Genomic DNA, 21,555 nt, shown 5'->3' on the forward strand with positions numbered 1-21,555 from the left:
ATTGTATGGATTCGACAAATCGCGGGCGTTGCTCGCTTTTCCGCGCCCGCTTGCCGGGCGGCCGCGCAGCCGCCAGAACGTTCGGCGAATGTTCGACATGCTCCGCCCATTGCTGTTCGCCCTAGACCCCGAGACGGCACATGGCCTGACGCTGGCCGCCCTGCGCACCGGGCTCGTTCCGTCCGCTGGACCCGACGATCCGATCCTGCGGACCCGCCTCGCGGGCCTCGACCTGCCCAACCCGGTCGGGCTGGCGGCGGGCTTCGACAAGAACGCCGCGGTCCCGGATGCGATGCTGCGGCTTGGCTTCGGCTTCGTCGAGGTCGGCACCGTCACGCCGGTCGCGCAGGCCGGCAACCCGCGTCCGCGCATCTTCCGGCTGCCCGAGCAGTCCGCGGTGATCAACCGGCTCGGCTTCAACAACGCCGGGCTGGAAGCGGCAGCGCTCCGCCTGCGCGCCCGCAGCGGCCGGCCCGGCATCGTCGGGGCCAACATCGGGGCCAACAAAGACAGCGCCGACCGGGTCGCCGACTATGTCGCCGGGGTCCGCGCCGCAGCACCGCTGGCGAGCTACCTGACCGTCAACATCTCGTCGCCGAACACGCCCGGCCTGCGCGCCCTGCAGGACCGCGCCGCGCTCGCCGAACTGGTCGCCGCGGTGGTCGCGGCACGCGGCAGCATCGCCACGCCGATCTTCGTCAAGGTCGCGCCCGACCTGAGCGCCGCCGAAATCGACGACATCGCGCGCGTCGCCATCGATGGCCGTATCGACGGGCTGATCGTCTCGAACACCACGCTCGAGCGCGGCGGCGTCACCAGTACCGAGGCCGGCGGCCTGTCCGGCACCCCGTTGTTCGAGCGCTCGACCGCGGTGCTGCGCGCGATGCGCGACGCGACCGGCGGCGCGTTGCCACTGGTCGGCGTCGGCGGCATCGGCAGCGGCGCGGACGCCTATGCCAAGCTCGGTGCGGGCGCGAGCGCGGTGCAGCTTTACACCGCTTTGGTCTACCACGGCCCCCGGCTCGTCGGCCGGATCAAGCGCGAACTCGCCGACCTCCTCCACCGCGACGGTTTCGCCAGTGTCGCTGCCGCGGTCGGGCACGCCGCATGATCGTGCCGCTTACCGAGGCGGATACCGCTGCCGCCGTCGCCCTCTGGGAGGTGGCCGGCCTGACCCGCCCATGGAACGACCCTGCCGCCGACATCGCGCTGGCGCTCGCCTCGCCCCAATCGACGATCTTCGCTGCCCGCGACGGGGCGGCGCTGGTCGGTACCGTCATGGCCGGCGTCGATGGCCACCGCGCCTGGGTCTACTACCTCGCCGTCGCGGAAACTGCGCGCGGCACCGGCCTCGGCCGCCGCCTGATGGCCGCCGCCGAAGCATGGTGCACGGCCCACGGCGTCGCGCGGCTCAACCTGATGGTGCGCGCCGACAACGACGCCGTGCTCGGCTTCTACGCCCGCCTCGGGTACCGCCGATCCGACGTCGCCGTTCTTCAGCGCGACCTCGAGTGACGTCGCGGTGCTCCAGCGCGACCTAGGGTGACGGCGCGGATTGGCGTCGCTAGGGTCGCCGCCATGATCCGCCTCAACTCGTTCGCTCCGCTCGTCGCCTTCGCGCTCGCCGCCTGCGCTGCACCCGCGACTGCCCCCCTGAATACGCCCACCGCGGCGAAGGCTCCCGGGGTCTATACCGGGCTGGTCTCCGCTGCCGAGGGCCGCGCCGCCGAGGCTGGCGTCGCGATGCTCAAGCAGGGTGGCAGCGCCGCCGACGCCGCCATCGCGACGATGTTGGCGCTGACCGTGGTCGAGCCGCAGTCCTCGGGCATCGGCGGCGGCGGCTTCCTCGTCTACCACGACGAGGCCGGGCATATCGTCACCCTCGATGGCCGCGAGACCGCGCCCGCCGTCGCCAGTCCGAAGCAGTTCCTCAGCCCCGACGGCGCGCCGATGCCGCAGTCCGAAGCCGCGACCGGCGGCCGCAGTGTGGGCGTCCCGGGCAATGTCGCCATCGCCGCCGAGGCTCACCGCCGCTGGGGCAAACTGCCGTGGGCCAAGCTGTTCGAGCCCGCCATTGCCCTCGCCGCCGGCTACGACGTCACGCCGCGCATGAACCGCTTCATCGCCTACGGGCGGGACGGCCTCGTCCGCCAGCCTGCCGCCGCGGCGCTGTACCTAACCCCTGCCGGCACCCCCCGCCCGGCCGGCGACCACATCGCCAACCCCGCGCTCGCCGCCACCCTCCGCACCATCGCGGTCGAGGGGCCGAACGCCTTCTACACCGGCAGGATCGCCGCCAGCATCGTCGACGCGGTCAGCCACGCCCCGACCAACCCGACCGCGATGACTCTCGCCGACCTTGCCGCCTACAAGGCCAAAGACCGCGCGCCGATTTGCGGCCGCTACCGCGCCTACCGGGTCTGCGGCATGGGGCCGCCGTCCGCCGGCGGCGTCGCGGTGCTCCAGATCCTCCAGCAGCTCGAGCGCTTCGACCTCGCCAAGCTCGGCCCCGACAGCCCGCTCGCGTGGCACCTGATCGGCGAGAGCCAGCGCCTCGCCTACGCCGACGTCTACAAGTGGCAGGGTGACGCCGACTTCGTGAAGGTCCCCATCGCCGGGCTGACCGCGCCTGCCTACATCGCCGCGCGGTCGAAGCTGATCAGCGAGACCGCGACCATCCCCAAGGCCGAGGCCGGCATGCCCGCAGGCGCCCCGCCGCGCATCCCCGCCAACGACAACAACGTGCACGGCACCACCAACTTCGTCGCGGCGGACGCGCGCGGCGGCGTCGCGGTGTACACGGCGACCGTCGAGCGGCCGTTCGGGTCGGGGCTGGTCGCGGGCGGCTTCGTCCTCAACAATGAGCTGACCGACTTCAACTTCAACCCCGCCGACAAGGATGGGCTGACCGCCAACCGCGTCCAGCCCGGCAAGCGCCCGCGCTCCGCGATGTCCCCGACATTGGTCCTCGACAGCAAGGGCAACGTCGTCCTCGCCATCGGCGGGGCCGGCGGCATCACCATCATCGCGCAGGTGGTCAAGACGATCATCGCCGTCGTCGACTGGAAGATGCCGGTCCAGCAGGCTATCGCCGCGCCCCAGCTGATCGCCATCGGCGACCGCTTCGCCATCGAGAAGGGCAGCCGCCTCGAGGCCCTGCGCCCGGCCCTCGAAGCCCTCGGCCATACCGTCAGCGCCCCCAACAACCCGTTCCTCAAGCTCAACGGCGCGGAGCGCGTCCCCGGCGGCTGGAGCGGCGGCGCGGACGCCCGCACCGACGGCCAGGTCGTGGGGTACTGACGATGGCCCGCTCCCCCCGCCCCACGCCGCACGTCGCCCGCATCGACCGCTGGCCCAATTTGACGCGGATGTTCTTCGAGCAGGCCGCCCGCCTCGGCGACGCGCCGTTCCTGTGGCGCAAGACCGCCGGCACCTGGCAGTCGATCAGCTGGTGCGAGGCATCGGAGACCGTCGCCAGCCTGGCCGACGCCCTGATCGCCCTCGGCATCCAGCCCGGCGACCGCGTCGTGCTGGTCAGCGAGAACCGCCCCGAGTTCTGCATCGCCGACCTCGCGGTGATGGCGGCGGGCGGCGTCACCGTGCCGACCTACGTCACCAACACCGAGGCCGACCACCTCCACATTCTCGAGAACTCCGGCGCGCGGCTGGTCATCGTCTCGACGCAGAAGCTGGCGAGCGTGCTGATGCCCGCGGTCTACAACGCCCACGCCTGCACCACCGCGATCGGCATCGAGCCGCTGCGGGTCGGCCCCGACAACGACATCGCCCTCCACGACTGGAGCACGTTGCTCGCCGCCCACCCGCCCAGGGTCGCCGACGTCGCCGCCCGCCAGACCGCGACCCGCGACGACCTCGCGTGCCTGGTCTACACCAGCGGCACCGGCGGCGCCCCGCGCGGCGTCCGCCAGCACCACGGCGCCATCCTGCGCAACATTGCCGGCTCCACCGCGATCGTCGAGGAGGACTTCCCCGAAACCCCGGGCAGCGAGGTCTTCCTCAGCTTCCTGCCGCTCAGCCACGCCTACGAGCACACCGTCGGCCAGCACATGGTCATCGGCATGGGCGGCCAGATCTATTACGCCGAAGGCCTCGACAAGCTCGCCGCCAACATCGAGGAGGTCCGCCCGACGATCATGGTCGTCGTGCCGCGCCTGTTCGAGGTGCTCCGCGCCCGCATCGCCAAGGCCATCGAGAAGCAGGGCGGCGTCGCGGTCGTGCTGTTCAACCGCGCGCTCAAGCTTGGCCGCAAGCGCTACGAGAAGGGCCACCTGTCCCTCCTCGAGCGCCCCGTCGACGCGATGCTCGACCGCACCGTCCGCGCCAAGGTGCAGGCGCGCTTCGGCGGCCGCATGAAGGCGCTGGTCGCGGGCGGCGCGCCGCTCAACCCCGATGTCGGCATCTTCTTCGAGGCGCTCGGCCTGACCCTGCTGCAGGGCTATGGCCAGACCGAGGCCGGGCCGCTGATCAGCTGCAACCGCCCGTCCGCACGGATCAAGATGCACACCGTCGGGCCGCCGCTGAAGGGCGTCACCGTCCGCATCGCCGGCGACGGCGAGATCCTGGTTGCCGGCGAGATGGTCATGCACGGCTATTGGCAGAACCCGAAGGAATCGGCGAAAGTCCTCGTCGACGGCTGGCTCCACACCGGCGACGTCGGCCGCATCGACCCCGACGGGCACATCGTCATCACCGACCGCAAGAAGGACATCATCGTCCTCGACAAGGGCGACAACGTCTCGCCCCAGCGCGTCGAGGGCATGCTCACCCTGCAGCCCGAGATCGTCCAGGCGATGGTCCACGGCGACCAGCGCCCCTACCTCGTCGGCGTCGTCGTGCCCGACCCGGAGTGGGCGCTGAACTGGGCCCGCGCCGAGGGCATGACCACCGACCTGGGCAAGCTGTCCCGCGAACCCGAGTTCCACCGCGCCCTGATGGCCGCCGTCGACCGCGTCAACGCGCGCCTCGCGGTCACCGAGAAGGTCCGGCGCATCGTCGTCGCGGACGGCCCGTTCACGGTCGACAACGAGCAGATGACCCCGAGTTTGAAGATCCGGAGGCATGTGCTGAAGGGGGTTTATGGGGAGCGGCTGGACCGGTTGTATGGGGGGTGAGTGTGCGTGAAATACTACGTAATTGCTTGCGCTACAAAAGCAGCACGTAATATTTCACTAGGCCCGCGCTCCTTCACGCCAAGAACCATAACCCGATATCGCGCTCTAGTGACTGCGACATAAAGTTTGTTGTGTGCTGCAAACGACATGTATGCGCGACTTTGCGCATGTCCCTCGATCACGGGCGGCACCCGACCCTTGTCAACACCAACAAGGATGATTCCGTCAAACTCCAGGCCACCGATATAGTCGGCTAGCGAGAGCACGAAACGCTCACTACCCTTTGCGCGACGCACGACATCTTCATCCCCTCGATGTTTTAGCACTTCAAAGGGCTTGTTGTGCTCGCTTGCTAAGCGCTCCATCGTGTGGAACAGTTCATCACTGAAGGCAACGACCGCGATTCCTCCTCGAGACGACGACATTTCGTCCTTCATGGTTTCCGCCAACGAGAACGCCGCGTCGATCATCGACTCGTCGCTGACAAACTCGACGTATTTTGGTGGGGAAGCGCGCTTCTCTTCTGCATATCCCATGTTACTGTGAGCAAGGAGCATAGGGTCTTGAAAGTTGGTAAATAGACTGGCTCCGGACGATGTAATCGTAAAAGCTAGATTGACAATGTCCGGTGACGACCTGAAAATCCCATTCACATTGACACGGAGACTGTCAGATACTTCCTTTGCGACCGGCATCAAAGAAGTAACGTCAATATCATCAGTCCATCCGCGATCGCCTATTGCTTGCGAACGATCCACTGCAAAAGCGATCGGAAACTTGTCTTCGGATCTTGTCAACTGATGAAATATCGATAGTTCGTTCATGTTAAAAAGGTGAGTCTCATCAACATAAATCGCGTCAAAGCCATCACGCACCCGCCGCCTACGCCAAATGGGCGTCGACAATTGACTTAGTGCAGTCAGTACAACATCGTCAGTATCAAACTGACCTCCAGCAACGAGTTGTCCCCTATAGATTTCATATATTCGCCACAGAAATCCTTTATCGCCCGCAGTGCGAACAGGAAGGCCGCTTGGAATAGATGGTATGAGCTTATAGGTGTCTAAATTCTCTCGAGCTCGGCCCTTGATGACAACGGCAATCTCATGCTGTATCAATGACGTTTTAAGATCCGGATCTTCGTCTTCAATATACGAAAGTAGTTCGGGAGACATAAACTTTTTATAACTAGCGAACTCAGGCTCCACTTGACGAAGCGCTTCTTCTACATACATCGACTGAAGTTGTTTAGCATCGTAGGCGTCCGGATCCACGAACTCGGTCGCAGAAAGATCTTGTCTAAGTATCTCTGCGCAATAACCCTGCAGCGTTTGAACTCTTAGATTCCGAATAGCTGACTGCTCAGACATGAAGGGTGTTGCACCCATAGCGTGCAACACGGTCGATATGCTTCTACGACTTGCCTCGCTATGAGTAAGAAATATCGATTGAAACTCCAAGCCGCCCTCTGCTGCAACCTTCAACGCGTGTACTGCAGAAAAGGCGAGAGACGCCGTTTTGCCAGTGCCGGCTGGACCGTCAATACGGGCGGGGTGAATAAGCGGTGCATAGGCGAACCGGCGTTGGTCTGTTGTAAGCCGATGTGACCAAGTTTCGTAATTCTGGTGTATGTCAATCTGTGAGTCCAGATCGGTGAGCGTCGTACTTGTCAGGCCGCTGAGGGCGTGCCCAGGCGCCTCAGCTAGTAGAGCCTGTTTCTTCGCCGCCTCGAACGGAACGAGATCGTCTAAAAAGCGTCTAAATGTACTAATGCTTGCAGTCTCATTAGCGCCGCCACCCTCTTCAGTTCCGGCCTTATAGACGAGCAGAAAGCGTCCGGACATGTTACGCTTGGCCAGCCGCTCTACGTCTGGATTTAGGTCAATTGTGACCCTGAAGCCAGTCTTCTGACTTAACGGAAAAGGAAATATAGCAGCCGTCCTGCCGCCAACAACACGCTCAGCAGGAGTAAGAACGCCTCTGTCCCAGTACTTAATAGAAAATCTCAGCGTTCTTTGTATAAAAAGGACCACATTGTGAGCAGACTGATTGAGGAATAAACCGCTCTGCTTTAGATCGATAACGACGTAGCGTGTCTCAGCCGAGTTAGGGCCGTATATAATCAATCCATTCAATGCTGTCTCATTTGCGATGCGGGGTCCAGCGCTGATGACAGATCCATTGATCAAGGCGCGCGCCAATGATACGCCTTCGTCAAAGTCTGTCGACTGGAGCGATCGCTCCGCTATAATTTCTTCAGCAGCGTCACGACGGATCGCAATGTAATTCATGCTGCAGCCCTATTTTCAATCGGCACTAGCGCACACAGCATTTGCAACCTCTCGGGCGGAAAATCGGTAACACCGATGCGGGAGAATAAATTTGTGATCCGCTGCATAATGAATTCAATGTACGGAGATGCGACCATCCCTACAGGCATTGCGTAGTCATCCATCGAAGATATAGCTAGCTTATCCCTGAACCGAGGGTTTAGGTCACAAGCGCGACTGAATGCTTCCAGATCCAGCCCCGACAGGATTAAGTCTGCTACAATCGCGGGCACAAATCGCACCTCGCGAAGAAGCGCCACATATCCGCTACTAACTTCATCGGGCTCAGACCGATCAATATAATGTGCGTCTGCGATGCTCCCAGTAACAAGCTCTTTCATCAGCCTGTTAAACAGGGGTTTGTTTTCATTTATAAAAACGCCCACCTCGGGCGCCGAAGACGACGCTAAACGAGCTTGTCGGGCAGAGTGCAGGCTCAACCTTGCTTCGCTAAACCGCTTCGCAGAAGCCTGCGCGGCTTTACCGCTTGTCTCATGTAGTACGGCAGATATATTATCGTAATCGATATTCTGCATTATCGACGAAGCCAGTCCAGCCTGCAATATAGCGCCCTGCATCGATGATAGGGCGGCTGCCTCAGCGCGCTGTGCTAAGATGCGACGACCGTCCTCACGCAACCAATCCTCTAGCCGGACGACGGGAATATAGCTTAGAATGCTTGCTTTACTCTGCGCAACATCACAACGCGCAGTGATAATCATTCCTAAAACCGGTATATTCGAATATTCTTCCGCAAAAGCGCATGTGAAGATTGTGCCCTGCGTTAATTCTCGCGGGTCCGGACTTGCAATCATGCAACACGCTAGACCATCTAACCCAGCGCGTCCATCTGATGTTGCCGGTTCGCCTACCCCTTAGCCCGCTCAATCGCCTCCAAAATCATCGTCGCAGCCCCCTCGGCGTCCGCCCAGTGGCTGACCTTGACCCACTTGCCCTTCTCCAGGTCCTTGTAGTGCTGGAAAAAGTGCTCGATCTGGCGGGTGATCAGGGGGGGCAGGTCGGTGTGGTTGATGATGCCCTCGTAGATCGGGTGGAGGGCGTCGACGGGGACCGCGAGGATCTTCTCGTCGCCGCCGCCCTCGTCCTCCATGACCAGTGCACCGATCGGGCGGACGCGGACGACCGTGCCGGGAAAGAGCGGCGTCTCGCCGACGATCAGCACGTCGATCGGGTCGCCGTCCATCGACAGCGTGTGCGGGATGAAGCCGTAGTTGCCGGGGTACGACATCGCGGTGTGCAGGAAGCGGTCGACGAACAGCGCGCCGGACGCCTTGTCCATCTCGTACTTGACCGGCTCGCCGCCGGCCGGGACCTCCACGATCACGTTGACGTCGTAGGGCGGCGTGCGGCCGATCGGGATGCGGGTAATATCCATGCGAAGGGGATTAGCCCCGGCAGGTTAACGACGCGAGTCCCGGCCCCGAAATATTTTGCTGCGCTGCGGCAGGGCGGTTCAGGCGGGCTGCCAGTCGACCGCCAGTTCCTCGCGGAAGGCGAAGCGCTTGAGGTGGTCGGCGACGACGCTTTCCATGCGGGCGACGTCGCCGGCGGCGGGCGCGCTGAGGGTCAGGGTCAGCGCGTCGGGGGCGGCGCCGAGCGTGAGGGCGGCGGCCCCGAACTCGATGCGCCCGGCGGCGGCATCGAACTCGGTCTCGAACTTGTGGTTCCAGTGCTTGCACAGTTGCTGGAGGTAGCGCGAGGCGTTGGTCGTGGCGACGTTGGCCGTCGCAGTGGCGGTGGCGACGTTGGCCGTCGCAGTGGCGGTAGCGACGTTAGCCGTCGCAGTGGCGGTCGGGACGTTGGCGACGGCCTGGGGGGTTGCTTGCATCATGGTGTCAGCTCCTTTCGATTTCGAGCGCGGCGGCGTCGAGCGCGGCGGCGATCTTGGCGGCTTCGGTCTCGGCCAGCCCGCCGCGCGACATGCGCAGCTTGAGGGCGAACCTGAGGTTGGCCATGGCGCGGAGGATGCGGGGGCTGAAGTCGCCGTCGCCGCCGGCGTCCGCGATGCGTGCGAAGATCGCGTCGACGGTGGCGTGGTTCTCGGCCAGGTTGGCGGTGCCGGCCTCGGTGATGGTGTACTGGCGCTTGTTGCCCTCGGTCGCCTGCGCGGTGACGAAGCCGAGCTCCTCGAGCATGGTCAGCGTCGGGTAGACGACCCCGGGCGAGGGCGCATAGGCACCGCCGAGGCGGGCCTCGATCTCGCGGATGATCTCGTAGCCGTGGCGCGGGGCCTCGGCGATCAGCGCGAGGATGAGCAGGCGGAGGTCGCCGTGCTGGAACATGCGCCCGCCGCGCCCGCCCCGCATCCCGCCAAAGCGCATGCCGCCGCCGCGCATCCCGTCGTGCCGCATCCCGCGCCCGCCGAACTCGTCGCCGCCGCCCATGCCGTGGTCATGGCCGTGGCCGCGATGGCCTCTGTGATGTCCGAACATATATCTGTCTCCTATTTCGATATGTCGATTTGCGAGATATATCGAAACCGCTTCGGAATACAAGAGGTAGTCGCGCAAACCCCGCGTAAGCCTACCAATCCAACCGTTCGGCCGGTCAGTCCTCGCTGAGGTCGGTGTCCTCGGCCGGGTTGCCCGGCACCGCGTAGGCGTCGCCCAGCCAGTTGAGCAGGTCGCGGTCCTGGCACCGCCGCGAGCAGAACGGCGCATGGTCGCGGGCGACGGTGTCGCCGCACAACGGGCAGCGGGGCTCAGGAGGCGAGGACGGCGGCATGTCCAGCCGCTATGGCGAGGTCGGCGTCGGCCCGCAACCGCACCGGGCTGCCGCTGCGACGCTCCAGCTCGGCGACGAGGTCGGGATGCTCGGTCAGCCACGCGATGACCGACGGTGCGGCGCTCAGCTCGCGCACCCCGGCTCCCGACGCACGCAGCCCGGAGCAGAGCAGCGCCAGCGCGGCGGTGTCGACGGGGGTGTAGCGCAGCAGCTCGATCAGCGAGGCGCGGAGCCGGGGCCGCACCACCTGCACGAAGCCGAAGCCGTTGACCGCGGTCCGCTCGAACGGCGGCGGCAGCAACGCATCGAGCCGCTCCCCCAGCCGGGTCCGCCCGCCCTTGTCCCCCAGCGTCGGGAAGTCGATGCCGATCGAGCCCGTCATCCCGAAGCGCCGGATCGCCGCCGAGGCTGCCACCGCGGCAGCGTCCGCAAGCTGGGCGAGGTCCCCAGCGCCGTCGACGTCGATGACCGTCATCGCGGGCGTCGGGCTGATCGTGAGCAGCCCGCCCGCGAACGCGACGTGCCCGGTGACCGCGCTCTCCGCGACCTCGCTCCACCCGAGCATCTCGAGCCGGTCGCGAGGGTCGTGGGTGACGTCGCGGACGACGTGACCGGCGGCCACCAGTCGCTCGGCCAGCGTCGGGCCGTGAGCGATGCGCCCGGGGCCGCGGACTGTGCCAAGCTGGGCGCGGACCTTGGCGAGGCGCGCGCGCCCGGCCTCGGCGACGGCTTCGCGCACGACCTCGACGCGCACCAGCCCGCCGTCCGCCAACCCTGCCGGGATCGGCTCGAGCAGCGCCTCCTGCCCGCCCGCGTCGACGATTCCACGCTGGTGGGGCACGAGGATCTTGACCAGCCGGGCCGCGAACACGTCGCCCGCCCGCAGCGCGCCGTCGTCGCGCTCGACGTGCGCCTCGAGGATGGTGTCGCCCTCGATGACGACGGCGCGGACCTCGCCGATGCCGTTGTCGATCAGTGCCTCAGACATCGAAGCCGGCTCCCATGAGTAGTGCCCGCGTCTCGAACAGCGGCAGGCCGACGATCCCGGACCAAGAGCCGGACAGCGCGCGGACGAACGCCTCGGCGCGGCCCTGGATGGCGTAGCCGCCGGCCTTGCCGGACCACTCGGCGGTAGCGAGGTAGGTGTCGATCTCGCTGCCCTCGAAGCGCTTGAAGATGACGGTGCTGTGCGACAGCTTGTGCCGCGCGACGCCCCCGGCGATGACGGTGACACCCGTGAAGACGCGGTGGCGCCGGCCCGAAAGCAGGGTCAGGCACGCCCGCGCCTCGGCCTCGGTCTCGGCCTTGGGGAGGACGCGCCGCCCGACCGCGACGACGGTGTCGGCGGCGAGCACGATCGCATCCGGATGGCGCGCTGCGACAGTTGAGGCCTTCAACGCCGCCAGTCGTGCGGCATGGACCGGCGGCAGCTCGCCGGACGTCCAGCTCTCGTCGACATCGGCGGGGTCGGTGGCGTCAGCCACGAGTCCGAGCCGTGCGAGCAACTCGACCCGTCGCGGGCTGGCGGAGGCGAGGATCAGGCGCGGGGTCACAGCAGCCACCTGACACTCGCGCCGTGGGGGTGGGCGTAAGCGAGGTGCCGGTCCTCGCCGCCGGGCCAACTGAGCAGGCGCAGGGTCGGCGGCGACCCCGAACCTGCCGACACGTCGAGCTCGTAGCGCAACCACGCCAGTGGCGCAGACGCCGTCGCGAGCGCGCCCTGCGCGGCCATGTGCGCGGTGATCCGCGCCTGTGTGTCGGGCGGGAAGTACTGGAAGGCGATCGAGTGCATGACCACCGTCGCTCGCCCCTCCACCGGCGCGATGCGCGCCTCGACCCACGCCGCGGCGTCGCCCCGGTCTAGCGGTGGCGGGTCGGCGGCGGCAGCGGCGATCGCGGTTGCCATCGACTTGAGGCGCTCGGGCTGGTCGGGCCAGACATAAGCGAGCATCCGCGCCTGGTCTGCCAGCGACGTGACGTCGAGCGGATTGAGGTCGACGCCGCGCCGCTCGACGATGCTGACCTCGGCCTCGGGCGGCGGCGCACCCTCCCACTTCGGCACCAGCCGCAGCGGCGCGCCGGCCAACCCGAACTCGTCACCGCCCAGATCGTAGGCGTAAGCGTCGAGACGCAGGTTGAGCCCGGCGCTCGCGCCCAGCTCGAACACCGCCAGCGGCAGCCCGGTCTCCGCCGCGACGACGCGCAGCCCCGCCATCAGCACTGCCGAGCGCCCGACCTCGTTGGTCTGCGGGGCGGATTCGAGCCACGCCGCCAGCTCCGGATGCGCGAGTGCCGCCGCGAGTTCGGCCCCAAGCTCGGCCTCGCCGGGCATCGGGTTCGGCGGGTAGAGCGCGGCCAGCGCGGGCAGCTTGCCCGCCCGGACCAGCGCGTGCAGCCCGCCGGCCAGGCGCAGCACCAGCGCATCGGCGATCGGCTCGCCCGGCCAGTCGAGGACGCGCGCGCCTACCACTGTCGAGCGGTCGAGATCGCGACCAAGCACGGTGAACACCCGCTCCATGAACGGCGTGCCCAGCTTCTGCGACCACAGCCGCTGCTGGTCGAACGCCGCGCGGATGCTTGCCTCGGTCATCGGCGTCCTGTGACACTCGCGCGCGGAGCGTGCAAACCGGGGCCTCGTGCTGGACGCGCACCCGGCGGGCGGCTACCCACCGCGTCGTGTCCGCCGAACTGATCATCGCCCTGCCCAAGGGCCGTATCCTGCGCGAGGCGCTGCCCGTGCTGGCGCGTGCCGGGATCGTGCCCGAGCCGGCGTTCAGCGACGAGGACAGCCGTGCGCTCAAGTTTGCGACCAACCTCGACGGCGTCAGCCTGATCCGGGTGCGCTCGTTCGACGTCGCGACCTTCGTGGCATTCGGCGCAGCGCAGATGGGGATCGCCGGCAACGACGTGCTGATGGAGTTCGGCTTCACAGAGATCTATGCGCCGGTCGATCTCGGCATCGGGCGCTGCCGGCTGTCGGTCGCGGAGCCCGCCGAGCTTGCCGCCAGCGACGACCCGCGCGGCTGGAGCCACGTCCGCGTCGCAACCAAATATCCCAACATCGCCAAGGCGCACTTCGCGGCGCGCGGCGTCCAGGCCGAGTGCGTCAAGCTGAACGGCGCGATGGAACTGGCCCCGCTGCTCGGCCTGTGCCCGCGCATCGTCGACCTCGTGTCGACCGGGCGCACATTGGTCGAGAACGGCCTGGTCGAGGTCGAGACTGTCGCCGAGATCAGCTCGCGGCTGATCGTCAACCGCGCCGCCTTCAAGACCGACCCGCGCATCGTGCCGTGGGTCGAGCGCTTCCGTGCCGCCGTCGCTGCCCCCCGGACCGTCGATGCCGCTTCGACTTGATGCGTCGGACCCCGGCTTCGGCGCGGCGTTCAGGGCGCTGGTCGAGGCCCGGCGCGACGGCGAGCCCGGCATCGCCAGCGACGTCGCCGCGATCATCGCCGAGGTCCGCGCCCGGGGCGATGTCGCGCTCGCCGAGCTGACGCTGCGCTTCGACAAGGTAGACGTGTCCGCCGGCAGCCGCATCGACGCCGCCGAGATCGCCGCCGCCCGCGCGGAGGTGCCGCCCGAGACCTACGCCGCGCTCGAGTTCGCCGCCGCCCGCATTCGCGCCTTCCACGAGCAGCAGCGCCCCGCCGACCTCGACCGGACCGACGCCGCCGGTGTCCGTGCCGGCTACCGCTGGTCGCCCGTTGCTGCCGCCGGCCTGTACGTGCCCGGCGGCCTCGCCAGCTATCCGTCGTCGGTGCTGATGAACGCCATTCCCGCGACCGTCGCCGGGGTCGCGCGGCTGGTCATGGTCACCCCGACACCCGGAGGCCGGCTCAACCCGCTGGTGCTTGCCGCCGCCGAACTAGCGGGTGTGACCGAGGTCCGCCGCGTCGGCGGTGCGCAGGCGGTCGCAGCGCTCGCCTACGGCACCGCGAGCATCGCCCCGGTCGACAAGATCGTCGGCCCCGGCAACGCATGGGTCGCCGAGGCCAAGCGCCAGCTGTACGGCACCGTCGGCATCGACATGGTCGCCGGGCCATCCGAGATCGTCGTCGTCGCCGATGCGAAGTCGAACCCTGAGTGGGTCGCCGCCGACCTGCTCAGCCAGGCCGAGCACGACCCCGTCGCCCAGTCGATCCTGATCACGGACGATGCCGCCTTCGCCGATGCCGTCGCCGCCGCCGTCGAGCGGCAACTGCCGACCCTCGCCACCGAGAAGATCGCACGCGCTAGCTGGGAGGCCTACGGCGCGATTATCGTCGTCCCCCATCTGGATGCCGCCGTACCGCTACTCGATGCGCTCGCTGGCGAGCATGTCGAGCTGATGGTCGACGATCCGGACGCACTGTTTGCGAAGATGCGCCACGCCGGCTCGGTGTTCCTCGGCCGCCACACGCCTGAGGCTGCCGGAGACTATGTCGGCGGGCCCAACCACGTCCTGCCGACCGGTCGCCGCGCCCGCTTCGCCTCGGGGCTGTCGGTCACCGACTTCATGAAGCGCACCACTTTCCTCGATTGCGGCCCCGCCGGGTTGGCCGCGATCGGACCCGCCGCGGCGACCCTCGCCGACGCCGAGGGCCTGCCTGCGCACGCGGCTTCGGTACGCATCCGGCTCGGCTGAGCGCTAGCCGCGTCCGGAAGCCGCCAGACCGTACTGCCGCCCGCGCCTAGTCAAAGGTCTCCAACCGGAGACGCCCAATGACCTTTCAGATTCTCGCTCTTGACCCCGCGCCGTTCGTCCCGCTGTTCGCGTTGTCCGACGCGGAGCTTGCCGAGCGCCACATCGTCCGGCGCGTTGCCGACAAGTCCGTCGGCTTCCCGTGCCGCGTCAGCCTCGCCGATGCCGACGTCGGCGACACGATGCTGTTGCTCAATCACGAGCACCTGCCCGCCGCTTCGCCCTACCGCTCGACCCATGCGATCTATGTCCGCGAAAGCGTCGCCGCCGCACACCTCGAGCCCGATACCGTCCCCGCCGTCGTCGCCCGCCGCATGATCTCTGCCCGCGCTTTCGATGCCGACGGCATGATGGCCAGCGCCGAGGTCGTTCCCGGAGCGGACGTCAACGCGGCCCTCGACCGGCTGTTCGCCGATCCCGCGGTGGTCCACGTCGACCTTCATAACGCCGCGCAGGGGTGCTTCGCTGCGCGGGCGGTACGGGGCTAGGGGCGCGCCCTAGAAGCTGAAGCTGACCGTCCCGAAGAACTGGCGCGGCGGCAGCGGGAACTCGTTGAAGGTGCCGGTCGGCTGGGCGATGCTGAGCGTCGAGGCGGCCTTCTTGTCGGTGATGTTGGTGACGTTCAGGCTGACCACGGCGTTCTTGACGAAGCTGGCGTCGCTGAGCGGCACCTTGGCGGCGATGCGGCCGGCCATGGTGAAGTAGCCGGGCACCGACAGGTCGTTGGTGAAGGTCGCATAGCGCTTGCCGAGATAGTCGCCGACCAGCTGGACGTCGAAGATACCGTAGTTGCCGCTGACCACGAACTTGTCGGTCCACGCCGGCGAGCCCGGCACCTTCTTGCCCGCGGTTGGCACGATCACGCCCGCAAGCCCGACCTTGTAGTCGTCCTGGTAGCGTGAGCTGTTGTACGACACCGCGTTGTAGATCGAGAAATGCGAGCCGAAGCGCAGCGTGCCAGCAACGTCGATACCGTCGGTTTTAACGCTGCCGACGTTGGCCAGGATCGCCGCGCCGCTGATGATCGAGGTAATCACCGTGGTCGGGCTGATCGCCAGCAAGCGGTTGCTGAAGTCGACGTGGTAATAGCTGATCTGGCCCTCGAAGCCGGTGATCGGGCCGAGGTCGAAGGAGCGGCTGGTGCGGACGCCGGCCTCGTAGGTCCAGCTCGTTTCGGGCTTTACGTTCTGCTTGAAGTCGTCGAACACCGCCTGGCTGCCGAGCGCGAACGGCGACAGGCCGGCGGCCGCGCTGGTCTGGAACTGGCGGATGTTCTGCTGCGCGTTGACGAACACCTGCTCGTGGCCGGTCGCGTCCCACAGGGCACCGAGCTGCGGCAGGAACGCCTTGTCGGTGTTGATCTTGCCGACCGGCAGCGCCGTCGAATTGGAGAAAGAGCCCGGGATCGGCTGCACCGGCACCGCCTGGGTGGCGCGCTGGAACGTGCTCTTGAAGCCGCCCTGGATCGTCAGGCTCGGCAGCACCTGCCAGCTGTCCTGGATGTGGGTCTGGATCTCGTCGACGCGGATCTGGCTGCCGTACTGGGTGATCAGCGGGGTCAGGCTGTCGCCCGGGCGCTGATAGGGCGTCGACGGGTTGTTGACGTCGAGCGCGTACCAGCGGCGGAAGGCGGCCGAAGACTGGTGCTCGTACCAGCCGCCGAGCTCGATCTTGTGGTTGCCGAATTCGGCGCGGAGTGTGGAGATCATGCCTTCGCGGTCGATCCGGTACTCGGTGGTGCGGGTGGCGTAGCCCGAGCCGCCGAAGATCGTGCTGAGCCGTGCGAGGTTCGCCGCGCTGGTCGGCGAGCCGGCTCCGGGGAAGTAGAAAGAGAACAGCCCGGGCAGCCCGGCGACGTCGACGGGACCGGCAACGACCCCGACGCCGTCGTCGTGGTGGTAATAAGCCTGGTTCGACCAATCGATCTTGTCGCTCACGTGCCAGTCGTACTTGGCGTAGGCGAGGTAGTCGGTGCGCTGGGCGTCGCTGTAATAGTTGCGGTAATTCGAGCCCGCGGCCTTGTAAGCGCCCGACGCCAGATAGGTCTGGGCGGCGGCGAAATCGGGGAACAGGAACGGCCGAGTGTAGGGCGCGGTGGCACGGTTGGCGACGGTGATGACGGTCGCGTCCTCGTTCGGCTCGGTCTTGTCGGAATAAGCGCCGTACAGCGTCAGGCGGCCGGTCGCGTCGTCGTGGACGAACTTGCCATTGGCCTGGTAGCCGCCCTGCTTGCCGCGGAAGTCCCAGGCGCGCGCGTCCTGCCGGACCCCGGACAGGTACAGCGAATTGCCGTTGCCGAAAGTGCCGCTGTCGACGCGAACGTAGGTCCGGAACGCCGAATAGCTGCCGATGGTCTGGGCGATGGTAGCGCCCATCTTGTCGGCGGGATCGCTGGAGAAGGTGTCGATGGTGCCGCCAAGGTTGCTCGTCGACGCGGTGCCGAGATCGCCGGCACCCGAGGCCAGCGTCACGCGCCCGACGTTCTCCGAGATGATCGCGCGTTGCGGCGAGAGGCCGTTGTAGTTGCCGTACTGCTGGTCGCCGAGCGGGACGCCGTCGAGGGTGTAGCCGAGCTGCTGCTGGTTGAAGCCGTGGATGAACAGCGAGATGTTCTGCTCGTTGTTGCCCCACGGATCGGCGGTCAGGTAGGACACGCCGGGCAGCGTCTGGATCGCCTGGAGCGGACTGACGCCGGGCAGCAGCTTCTGGATCTCGAGCGCCGTCACCTGCGTCACCGAGCGGGTGGTGCGACCGGTGACGACGATCGTGTCGGCCGCGGCGCTGTCGTCCGCAGCCATGCTCGCGTCCGCGGCGGCAGCGTCAGCGGCAGCCGCTTCGGCGGCGACTGCGGGCATGGCGAGGAGCCCGGCGACGGCGACGCTCGCGAGCATGGCGGCGGCGGTGCGTGACTTGATACTCATCGAATAATTCCCTGCCGACGGCCGGCGTGGGCGATCGGTCAGGTGCCGGTAGGGGTGAGTTGCGACAGACTTGTTTCAGTTGCGCGAAACTTCCGCGACGGCGCAGGCGGTCGCGCTCAATTCGGGCTCGGCTGTCGGAGAAGCCAGGCCTGCCGCGCACACGGCGACGCACCGGGCGGTTCCCTACCGCCCGGTGCGCCTCGCGACGTGGAAATGGCGCTTTCGGTTGCTAGGCGACGACGGCGGTCCGGCGACGAGCGGCGGCCCCGACCAGGCCGAACCCGACGATCATCAGCGCCCAGGCCTGCGGCTCGGGCACGACGGCGAAGCTGAAGCCCGTCACCAGTGCGCCACCGCCCGAAAACACGCCGTTCTCGGTGTCGACGGCGCGGCTGGTCTGGGTGCCGGTGTAATCCGCCTGGAAATAGCCTTGCATGTTGTTGCGGATGTTGTCCTGGTTGGTCACGACGATGTCGAGCAGCAGGTTGCCGGCAGCTGGGTCATAGGCATAATTCGCACCGTCGATGGTGAAGCTGCCGTCGAACGCTCCGCCGAGATTGCCGGTGAAGAAGTTCGCCGTGTTGCTCAGCGCGGTGATCGCATAAGCGCTGCCGAGCGCCGCCGTCGTCGTCGACAGCGTCACCGTGTACGTCCCGTCCAGCACCTTGGTCGCCGGGATCGCCGCCCAGCTGAAGAATGTCAGCGCGTCGATGACGCCGGCGCCGTCGAACGCTGTGCTCGAGTATATCTGCTGATAGTGGAATGACTGGCCGGTCGCAGTGCCGCTGTCGTTGCAGGCGAACGGCTGGCAGTTGCCGTTGTTGTTCGAGCCGATGACCAGCGCGTTCGCGGCCGATCCAAGGGACAGCGCAGCGGACGTGACGATCGCGAGAGATTTAAGAAACATCGGGTACTCCAGGAACGGCGTCGAGTGCCGTTACCGTTCGCTTAACGAGGCTGTGTGACGGCTCGGGAGCGAAACGGAAATTTCATGCCGGTGTCGGTCCGCCACTGGGCAATGCCTCACTCGAAACTGTACGGGTCGACGTCGACCGTTCGCGCGGCGTTGGCGCACCGGGTCACCCCGGCAACCACCCTTGCCTCGACCAGCGAAGCTATTTCAGGTTTTGAACGATGGCGGCGGTTGCGTCAGCACTCTTCTTGGCCACGTTCGACAGGGTCGTCATGAACCTGCTCAAACGGTCCATCGCCATCTGCAGGCGGAGCGACTCCGTTTCGCCCATCTCTCCCAGGCGTCGCGTGTGTCCTGATCGACATTCCCGGCAAGCCGGACCTGATCGATAGCCTTGAGCCGCGCCAGGCTCTCGCTGATCATCGCCTGCTCGGCAGCGGCGGCATCGAGCATGAGGGTAAGTAGCGCCGCCTGTACGACCTCCGGGCCGCTGTGCGCGGGCAACGCGGCAAGGTGCTGCAAATGGGTAACGAGGCTCGGGCGCGACTCCACCCTCGGACCTTACATGAAACTATACGGGTCCACATCCACCGTTACCCGGACGCTGTTCGGCACCTCCACTCCCGACAGCCAGTCGCGGAGCACATCCTGGAGTTCCAGCGAACGGCGTGCCTGCACCAGCAGGCGCTGCCGGTGGCGGCCGCGGAGCATCGCCAGCGGGGCGGGGGCGGGGCCGAGGACGCTCAGGCCTTCGAGGTGCGGGGCAGCGCGGCCGACGGCGCGCGCGGTGCCGACGGCGGCGGACTCGTCCTCGCTCGACACGACGATCGCGGCCCATCTCCCGAACGGCGGAGCGGCGACCGACCGCCGCTGCTCGGTCTCGGCGGCGAAGAAGCCTTCCGCGTCGTACTCGATCAGGGCGCGCATGATGCGGGCGTCGGGCTGGTGGGTCTGGAGCAGGACGCGGCCGGGTTTGTCGCCGCGACCGGCGCGGCCCGAGACCTGGGCGATCTGCTGGAAGGTGCGCTCGCCCGCGCGCAGGTCGCCGCCGGTCAGTCCGAGGTCGGCGTCGACCACCCCGACCAAGGTCAGCCCGGGGAAGTGGTAGCCCTTGGTGACCATCTGGGTGCCGATCAGGATGTCGATCTCGTGGTTCTCGACCGCCGCCACGAGGCTCGCGGCGCGCGCGGGCGAGGTGATCGTGTCCGACGTGACGAGCGCGACGCGCGCCTCGGGCAGGATGCGCGCGACTTCCTCGGCGACCCGCTCGACGCCGGGTCCGCACGGCACCAGCATGCCCTCCGCGCCGCACTTCGGGCAGGCGGGCGGCGGCGGCGTGGTGAAGCCGCAGTGGTGGCACAGCAGCCGGCGGGTGAGGCGGTGCTCGACCATCCACGCGGTGCAGTTCGGGCACTCGACGCGCTCGCCACAGGCCCGGCACAGGGTGAGCGGCGCATAGCCGCGGCGGTTGAGGAACAGCAGCGACTGCTCGCCCGCCGCGAGGTTGGCCTGCAGCTCGGCAACCAGCGGCGGGCTGAGCCAGTTGCCGCGGTCGGGCGGCGTGCGGCGCAGGTCGACGGCGCGGATCACCGGCAGCTCCGCCCCGCCAAAGCGCGCCGGCAGGTCGAGCCGCTTGTAGCGCCCGCGCTCGACCTGGACCCGGGTCTCGATGGCGGGCGTCGCGGTCGCCAGGATGACCGGGATTGCCTCCAGGCTGGCGCGGACCACGGCGACGTCGCGGGCGTGGTAATGGACGCCCTCCTCCTGCTTGAAGCTGGTCTCGTGCGCCTCGTCGACGACGATCAGCCCGAGGTCCGCGAACGGCAGGAACAAGGCCGAGCGCGCGCCGACGAGGACCTGCGCCTCGCCGCTGGCCGCCGCGCGCCAGACCCGGCGGCGCTGGTTGGACTTGAGGTCGGAATGCCACGCGACCGGCGGGCAGCCGAAGCGCGCGGCGAAACGCTCCAGCCATGGCGCGGTCAGCGCGATCTCCGGGACCAGTACCAGCACCTGGCGGTTGAGGCGGAGTGCGGCGGCGACCGCCTCGAAATAGACCTCGGTCTTGCCGGAGCCGGTAACGCCGTCGAGTAGCGTCGGGGCGAAGGCGCGGGCATCCACGTCGGCGACGAGCGCGGCGGCGGCCTCGGCCTGCGCGGCTTCGAGCCGGGGGAGGTGGTGGTCGGGGTCGGGGGCCGGGAGCGGCGCGTCGAAGCTGACCTCGACCTTCTCCAGCGCGCCGCAGTTGACCAGTCCGCGGATGACGCCGTCCGACACCGCGCCCCAGCGCGCGAGGTCGCGGACCGAGCCCTGCCGCCCGGCGATGGCATCGAGCGCGGCGGTGCGCTGCGGCGTGATGCGCGGCGGCAGGCTTCCGGTCGGGCGATACTCGATCGAGACGCGGTGGCCGCCGAGCGCCGACGACACCGACAGCGCCATGCGCAGCACCGCGGCGGGCGGCGCGACATAATAGTCCGCGACCCACTCGACCAGCCGGCGCATCGGCGCAGTCAGCGGCCACACCGGCAGCTTGTCGGCGACGGCGCGGAGCTTGGTGTCGGGCACGTCCTTCGCCGCCAGCCGCTCGGGCTCCCAGACCACGCCCGTGATCCGCCGCGGTCCGAGCGGCACGTCGACGACATCGCCGGGCGCGAGGTCCAGCCCCTCGGGCACCGCATAATCGAGCGCGCCGAGGCCGTGCTGCAGGACGAGGACGCGGACCCGGGGCTTCACCAGGGTGAGATAGGGCTGGACGAGGGAAATGCCCACCGTGCTCCCAGGCAGGACGAGCGCGCAAAGCTGGCGCGGCCGTCTACTCGGGTCCATAGCCGCCCCC

Annotated in this window: 20 protein-coding genes; 7 read left to right on the top strand and 13 right to left on the bottom strand. The window is 67.5% G+C overall.

The window, feature by feature from the left end; genetic code table 11:
* Positions 1-88 precede the first annotated feature (88 nt).
* The 4 genes from KX816_00835 to KX816_00850 all read left to right on the top strand — a co-directional run bounded on the left by KX816_00835 (position 89) and on the right by KX816_00850 (position 5,132).
* Positions 89-1,111: a quinone-dependent dihydroorotate dehydrogenase gene (locus KX816_00835; protein QXQ06663.1), complete on the top strand. Its 1,023-nt coding sequence runs from the start codon at positions 89-91 to the stop codon at positions 1,109-1,111.
* Positions 1,108-1,515 carry a GNAT family acetyltransferase gene (locus KX816_00840; GenBank protein QXQ06664.1) on the top strand — a complete coding sequence of 136 codons (408 nt, stop codon included), beginning with the start codon at positions 1,108-1,110 and terminating at the stop codon, positions 1,513-1,515. Before KX816_00835 ends, KX816_00840 begins: the two co-directional genes overlap by 4 nt.
* A 63-nt stretch (positions 1,516-1,578) precedes the next feature.
* Positions 1,579-3,300, top strand: a complete 1,722-nt coding sequence (ggt, locus tag KX816_00845; GenBank protein ID QXQ06665.1) for a gamma-glutamyltransferase — start codon at positions 1,579-1,581, stop codon at positions 3,298-3,300.
* A 2-nt stretch (positions 3,301-3,302) separates the two neighbouring features.
* Positions 3,303-5,132 (top strand): long-chain fatty acid--CoA ligase, encoded by a 1,830-nt coding sequence (locus KX816_00850; GenBank protein ID QXQ06666.1) that lies wholly within the window; start codon positions 3,303-3,305, stop codon positions 5,130-5,132.
* A gap of 14 nt (positions 5,133-5,146) precedes the next feature.
* Here the strand turns inward: KX816_00850 and KX816_00855 are convergent, their stop codons facing one another.
* The 9 genes from KX816_00855 to KX816_00895 form a co-directional block, all read right to left on the bottom strand.
* Positions 5,147-7,423, bottom strand: coding sequence for a UvrD-helicase domain-containing protein (locus KX816_00855; GenBank protein ID QXQ06667.1), 2,277 nt, complete (start codon positions 7,421-7,423; stop codon positions 5,147-5,149).
* Positions 7,420-8,277 carry a hypothetical protein gene (locus tag KX816_00860; GenBank protein ID QXQ06668.1) on the bottom strand — a complete coding sequence of 286 codons (858 nt, stop codon included), beginning with the start codon at positions 8,275-8,277 and terminating at the stop codon, positions 7,420-7,422. The genes KX816_00855 and KX816_00860 overlap by 4 nt, the downstream gene beginning before the upstream one ends.
* 53 nt (positions 8,278-8,330) lie before the next feature.
* Complete coding sequence (gene ppa / locus KX816_00865) at positions 8,331-8,858, bottom strand: inorganic diphosphatase (protein ID QXQ06669.1); 528 nt, start codon at positions 8,856-8,858, stop codon at positions 8,331-8,333.
* 78 nt (positions 8,859-8,936) lie between these two features.
* The gene (locus tag KX816_00870; protein QXQ08324.1) at positions 8,937-9,311 is read right to left on the bottom strand and encodes a DUF2218 domain-containing protein; all 375 of its coding nucleotides are present in this window, start codon (positions 9,309-9,311) and stop codon (positions 8,937-8,939) included.
* 7 nt (positions 9,312-9,318) lie between these two features.
* Positions 9,319-9,915 (bottom strand): PadR family transcriptional regulator, encoded by a 597-nt coding sequence (locus KX816_00875; protein ID QXQ06670.1) that lies wholly within the window; start codon positions 9,913-9,915, stop codon positions 9,319-9,321.
* A gap of 115 nt (positions 9,916-10,030) precedes the next feature.
* Entirely contained in the window at positions 10,031-10,207 is a 177-nt protein-coding gene (gene yacG / locus KX816_00880) for a DNA gyrase inhibitor YacG (GenBank protein ID QXQ06671.1), read from the bottom strand.
* The gene (locus KX816_00885; GenBank protein ID QXQ06672.1) at positions 10,185-11,195 is read right to left on the bottom strand and encodes a ribonuclease; all 1,011 of its coding nucleotides are present in this window, start codon (positions 11,193-11,195) and stop codon (positions 10,185-10,187) included. Before KX816_00885 ends, yacG begins: the two co-directional genes overlap by 23 nt.
* A complete protein-coding gene (locus KX816_00890; protein QXQ06673.1) occupies positions 11,188-11,760 on the bottom strand; it encodes a Maf family protein in 573 nt (190 codons plus the stop codon). Before KX816_00890 ends, KX816_00885 begins: the two co-directional genes overlap by 8 nt.
* Positions 11,757-12,797 carry a DUF2332 family protein gene (locus KX816_00895; GenBank protein QXQ06674.1) on the bottom strand — a complete coding sequence of 347 codons (1,041 nt, stop codon included), beginning with the start codon at positions 12,795-12,797 and terminating at the stop codon, positions 11,757-11,759. Before KX816_00895 ends, KX816_00890 begins: the two co-directional genes overlap by 4 nt.
* A gap of 86 nt (positions 12,798-12,883) precedes the next feature.
* Between KX816_00895 and hisG the strand changes: the two genes are divergently transcribed.
* The 3 genes from hisG to KX816_00910 all read left to right on the top strand — a co-directional run bounded on the left by hisG (position 12,884) and on the right by KX816_00910 (position 15,376).
* Complete coding sequence (gene hisG, locus KX816_00900) at positions 12,884-13,561, top strand: ATP phosphoribosyltransferase (protein QXQ06675.1); 678 nt, start codon at positions 12,884-12,886, stop codon at positions 13,559-13,561.
* Positions 13,545-14,831, top strand: a complete 1,287-nt coding sequence (hisD, locus tag KX816_00905; GenBank protein QXQ06676.1) for a histidinol dehydrogenase — start codon at positions 13,545-13,547, stop codon at positions 14,829-14,831. Before hisG ends, hisD begins: the two co-directional genes overlap by 17 nt.
* 77 nt (positions 14,832-14,908) lie before the next feature.
* Positions 14,909-15,376, top strand: a complete 468-nt coding sequence (locus tag KX816_00910; GenBank protein QXQ06677.1) for a DUF1203 domain-containing protein — start codon at positions 14,909-14,911, stop codon at positions 15,374-15,376.
* 9 nt (positions 15,377-15,385) lie between these two features.
* Here the strand turns inward: KX816_00910 and KX816_00915 are convergent, their stop codons facing one another.
* From KX816_00915 to KX816_00930, 4 genes are all read right to left on the bottom strand, one after another.
* Entirely contained in the window at positions 15,386-17,809 is a 2,424-nt protein-coding gene (locus tag KX816_00915; GenBank protein QXQ06678.1) for a TonB-dependent receptor plug domain-containing protein, read from the bottom strand.
* Positions 17,810-18,038: 229 nt separating this feature from the next.
* Complete coding sequence (locus KX816_00920; GenBank protein QXQ08325.1) at positions 18,039-18,245, bottom strand: PEPxxWA-CTERM sorting domain-containing protein; 207 nt, start codon at positions 18,243-18,245, stop codon at positions 18,039-18,041.
* Positions 18,246-19,004: 759 nt separating this feature from the next.
* Positions 19,005-19,274 (bottom strand): hypothetical protein, encoded by a 270-nt coding sequence (locus KX816_00925; GenBank protein ID QXQ06679.1) that lies wholly within the window; start codon positions 19,272-19,274, stop codon positions 19,005-19,007.
* A 9-nt stretch (positions 19,275-19,283) separates the two neighbouring features.
* Positions 19,284-21,545 carry a primosomal protein N' gene (locus tag KX816_00930; protein QXQ06680.1) on the bottom strand — a complete coding sequence of 754 codons (2,262 nt, stop codon included), beginning with the start codon at positions 21,543-21,545 and terminating at the stop codon, positions 19,284-19,286.
* Positions 21,546-21,555: the final 10 nt, after the last annotated feature.

The organism is Sphingosinicellaceae bacterium (assembly GCA_019285715.1).
Taxonomy (GTDB): Bacteria; Pseudomonadota; Alphaproteobacteria; order Sphingomonadales; family Sphingomonadaceae; genus Glacieibacterium.

Excerpts from the sequence above, each read along its gene's own strand:
- KX816_00835 (QXQ06663.1), top strand. The coding sequence starts at position 89 with ATGTTCGACATGCTCCGCCCATTGCTGTTCGCCCTAGACCCCGAGACG.
- KX816_00840 (QXQ06664.1), top strand. The coding sequence starts at position 1,108 with ATGATCGTGCCGCTTACCGAGGCGGATACCGCTGCCGCCGTCGCCCTC.
- ggt (QXQ06665.1), top strand. The coding sequence starts at position 1,579 with ATGATCCGCCTCAACTCGTTCGCTCCGCTCGTCGCCTTCGCGCTCGCC.
- KX816_00850 (QXQ06666.1), top strand. The coding sequence starts at position 3,303 with ATGGCCCGCTCCCCCCGCCCCACGCCGCACGTCGCCCGCATCGACCGC.
- KX816_00855 (QXQ06667.1), bottom strand. The coding sequence starts at position 7,423 with ATGAATTACATTGCGATCCGTCGTGACGCTGCTGAAGAAATTATAGCG.
- KX816_00860 (QXQ06668.1), bottom strand. The coding sequence starts at position 8,277 with ATGATTGCAAGTCCGGACCCGCGAGAATTAACGCAGGGCACAATCTTC.
- ppa (QXQ06669.1), bottom strand. The coding sequence starts at position 8,858 with ATGGATATTACCCGCATCCCGATCGGCCGCACGCCGCCCTACGACGTC.
- KX816_00870 (QXQ08324.1), bottom strand. The coding sequence starts at position 9,311 with ATGCAAGCAACCCCCCAGGCCGTCGCCAACGTCCCGACCGCCACTGCG.
- KX816_00875 (QXQ06670.1), bottom strand. The coding sequence starts at position 9,915 with ATGTTCGGACATCACAGAGGCCATCGCGGCCACGGCCATGACCACGGC.
- yacG (QXQ06671.1), bottom strand. The coding sequence starts at position 10,207 with ATGCCGCCGTCCTCGCCTCCTGAGCCCCGCTGCCCGTTGTGCGGCGAC.
- KX816_00885 (QXQ06672.1), bottom strand. The coding sequence starts at position 11,195 with ATGTCTGAGGCACTGATCGACAACGGCATCGGCGAGGTCCGCGCCGTC.
- KX816_00895 (QXQ06674.1), bottom strand. The coding sequence starts at position 12,797 with ATGACCGAGGCAAGCATCCGCGCGGCGTTCGACCAGCAGCGGCTGTGG.
- hisD (QXQ06676.1), top strand. The coding sequence starts at position 13,545 with ATGCCGCTTCGACTTGATGCGTCGGACCCCGGCTTCGGCGCGGCGTTC.
- KX816_00910 (QXQ06677.1), top strand. The coding sequence starts at position 14,909 with ATGACCTTTCAGATTCTCGCTCTTGACCCCGCGCCGTTCGTCCCGCTG.
- KX816_00915 (QXQ06678.1), bottom strand. The coding sequence starts at position 17,809 with ATGAGTATCAAGTCACGCACCGCCGCCGCCATGCTCGCGAGCGTCGCC.
- KX816_00920 (QXQ08325.1), bottom strand. The coding sequence starts at position 18,245 with ATGCAAGGCTATTTCCAGGCGGATTACACCGGCACCCAGACCAGCCGC.
- KX816_00930 (QXQ06680.1), bottom strand. The coding sequence starts at position 21,545 with ATGGACCCGAGTAGACGGCCGCGCCAGCTTTGCGCGCTCGTCCTGCCT.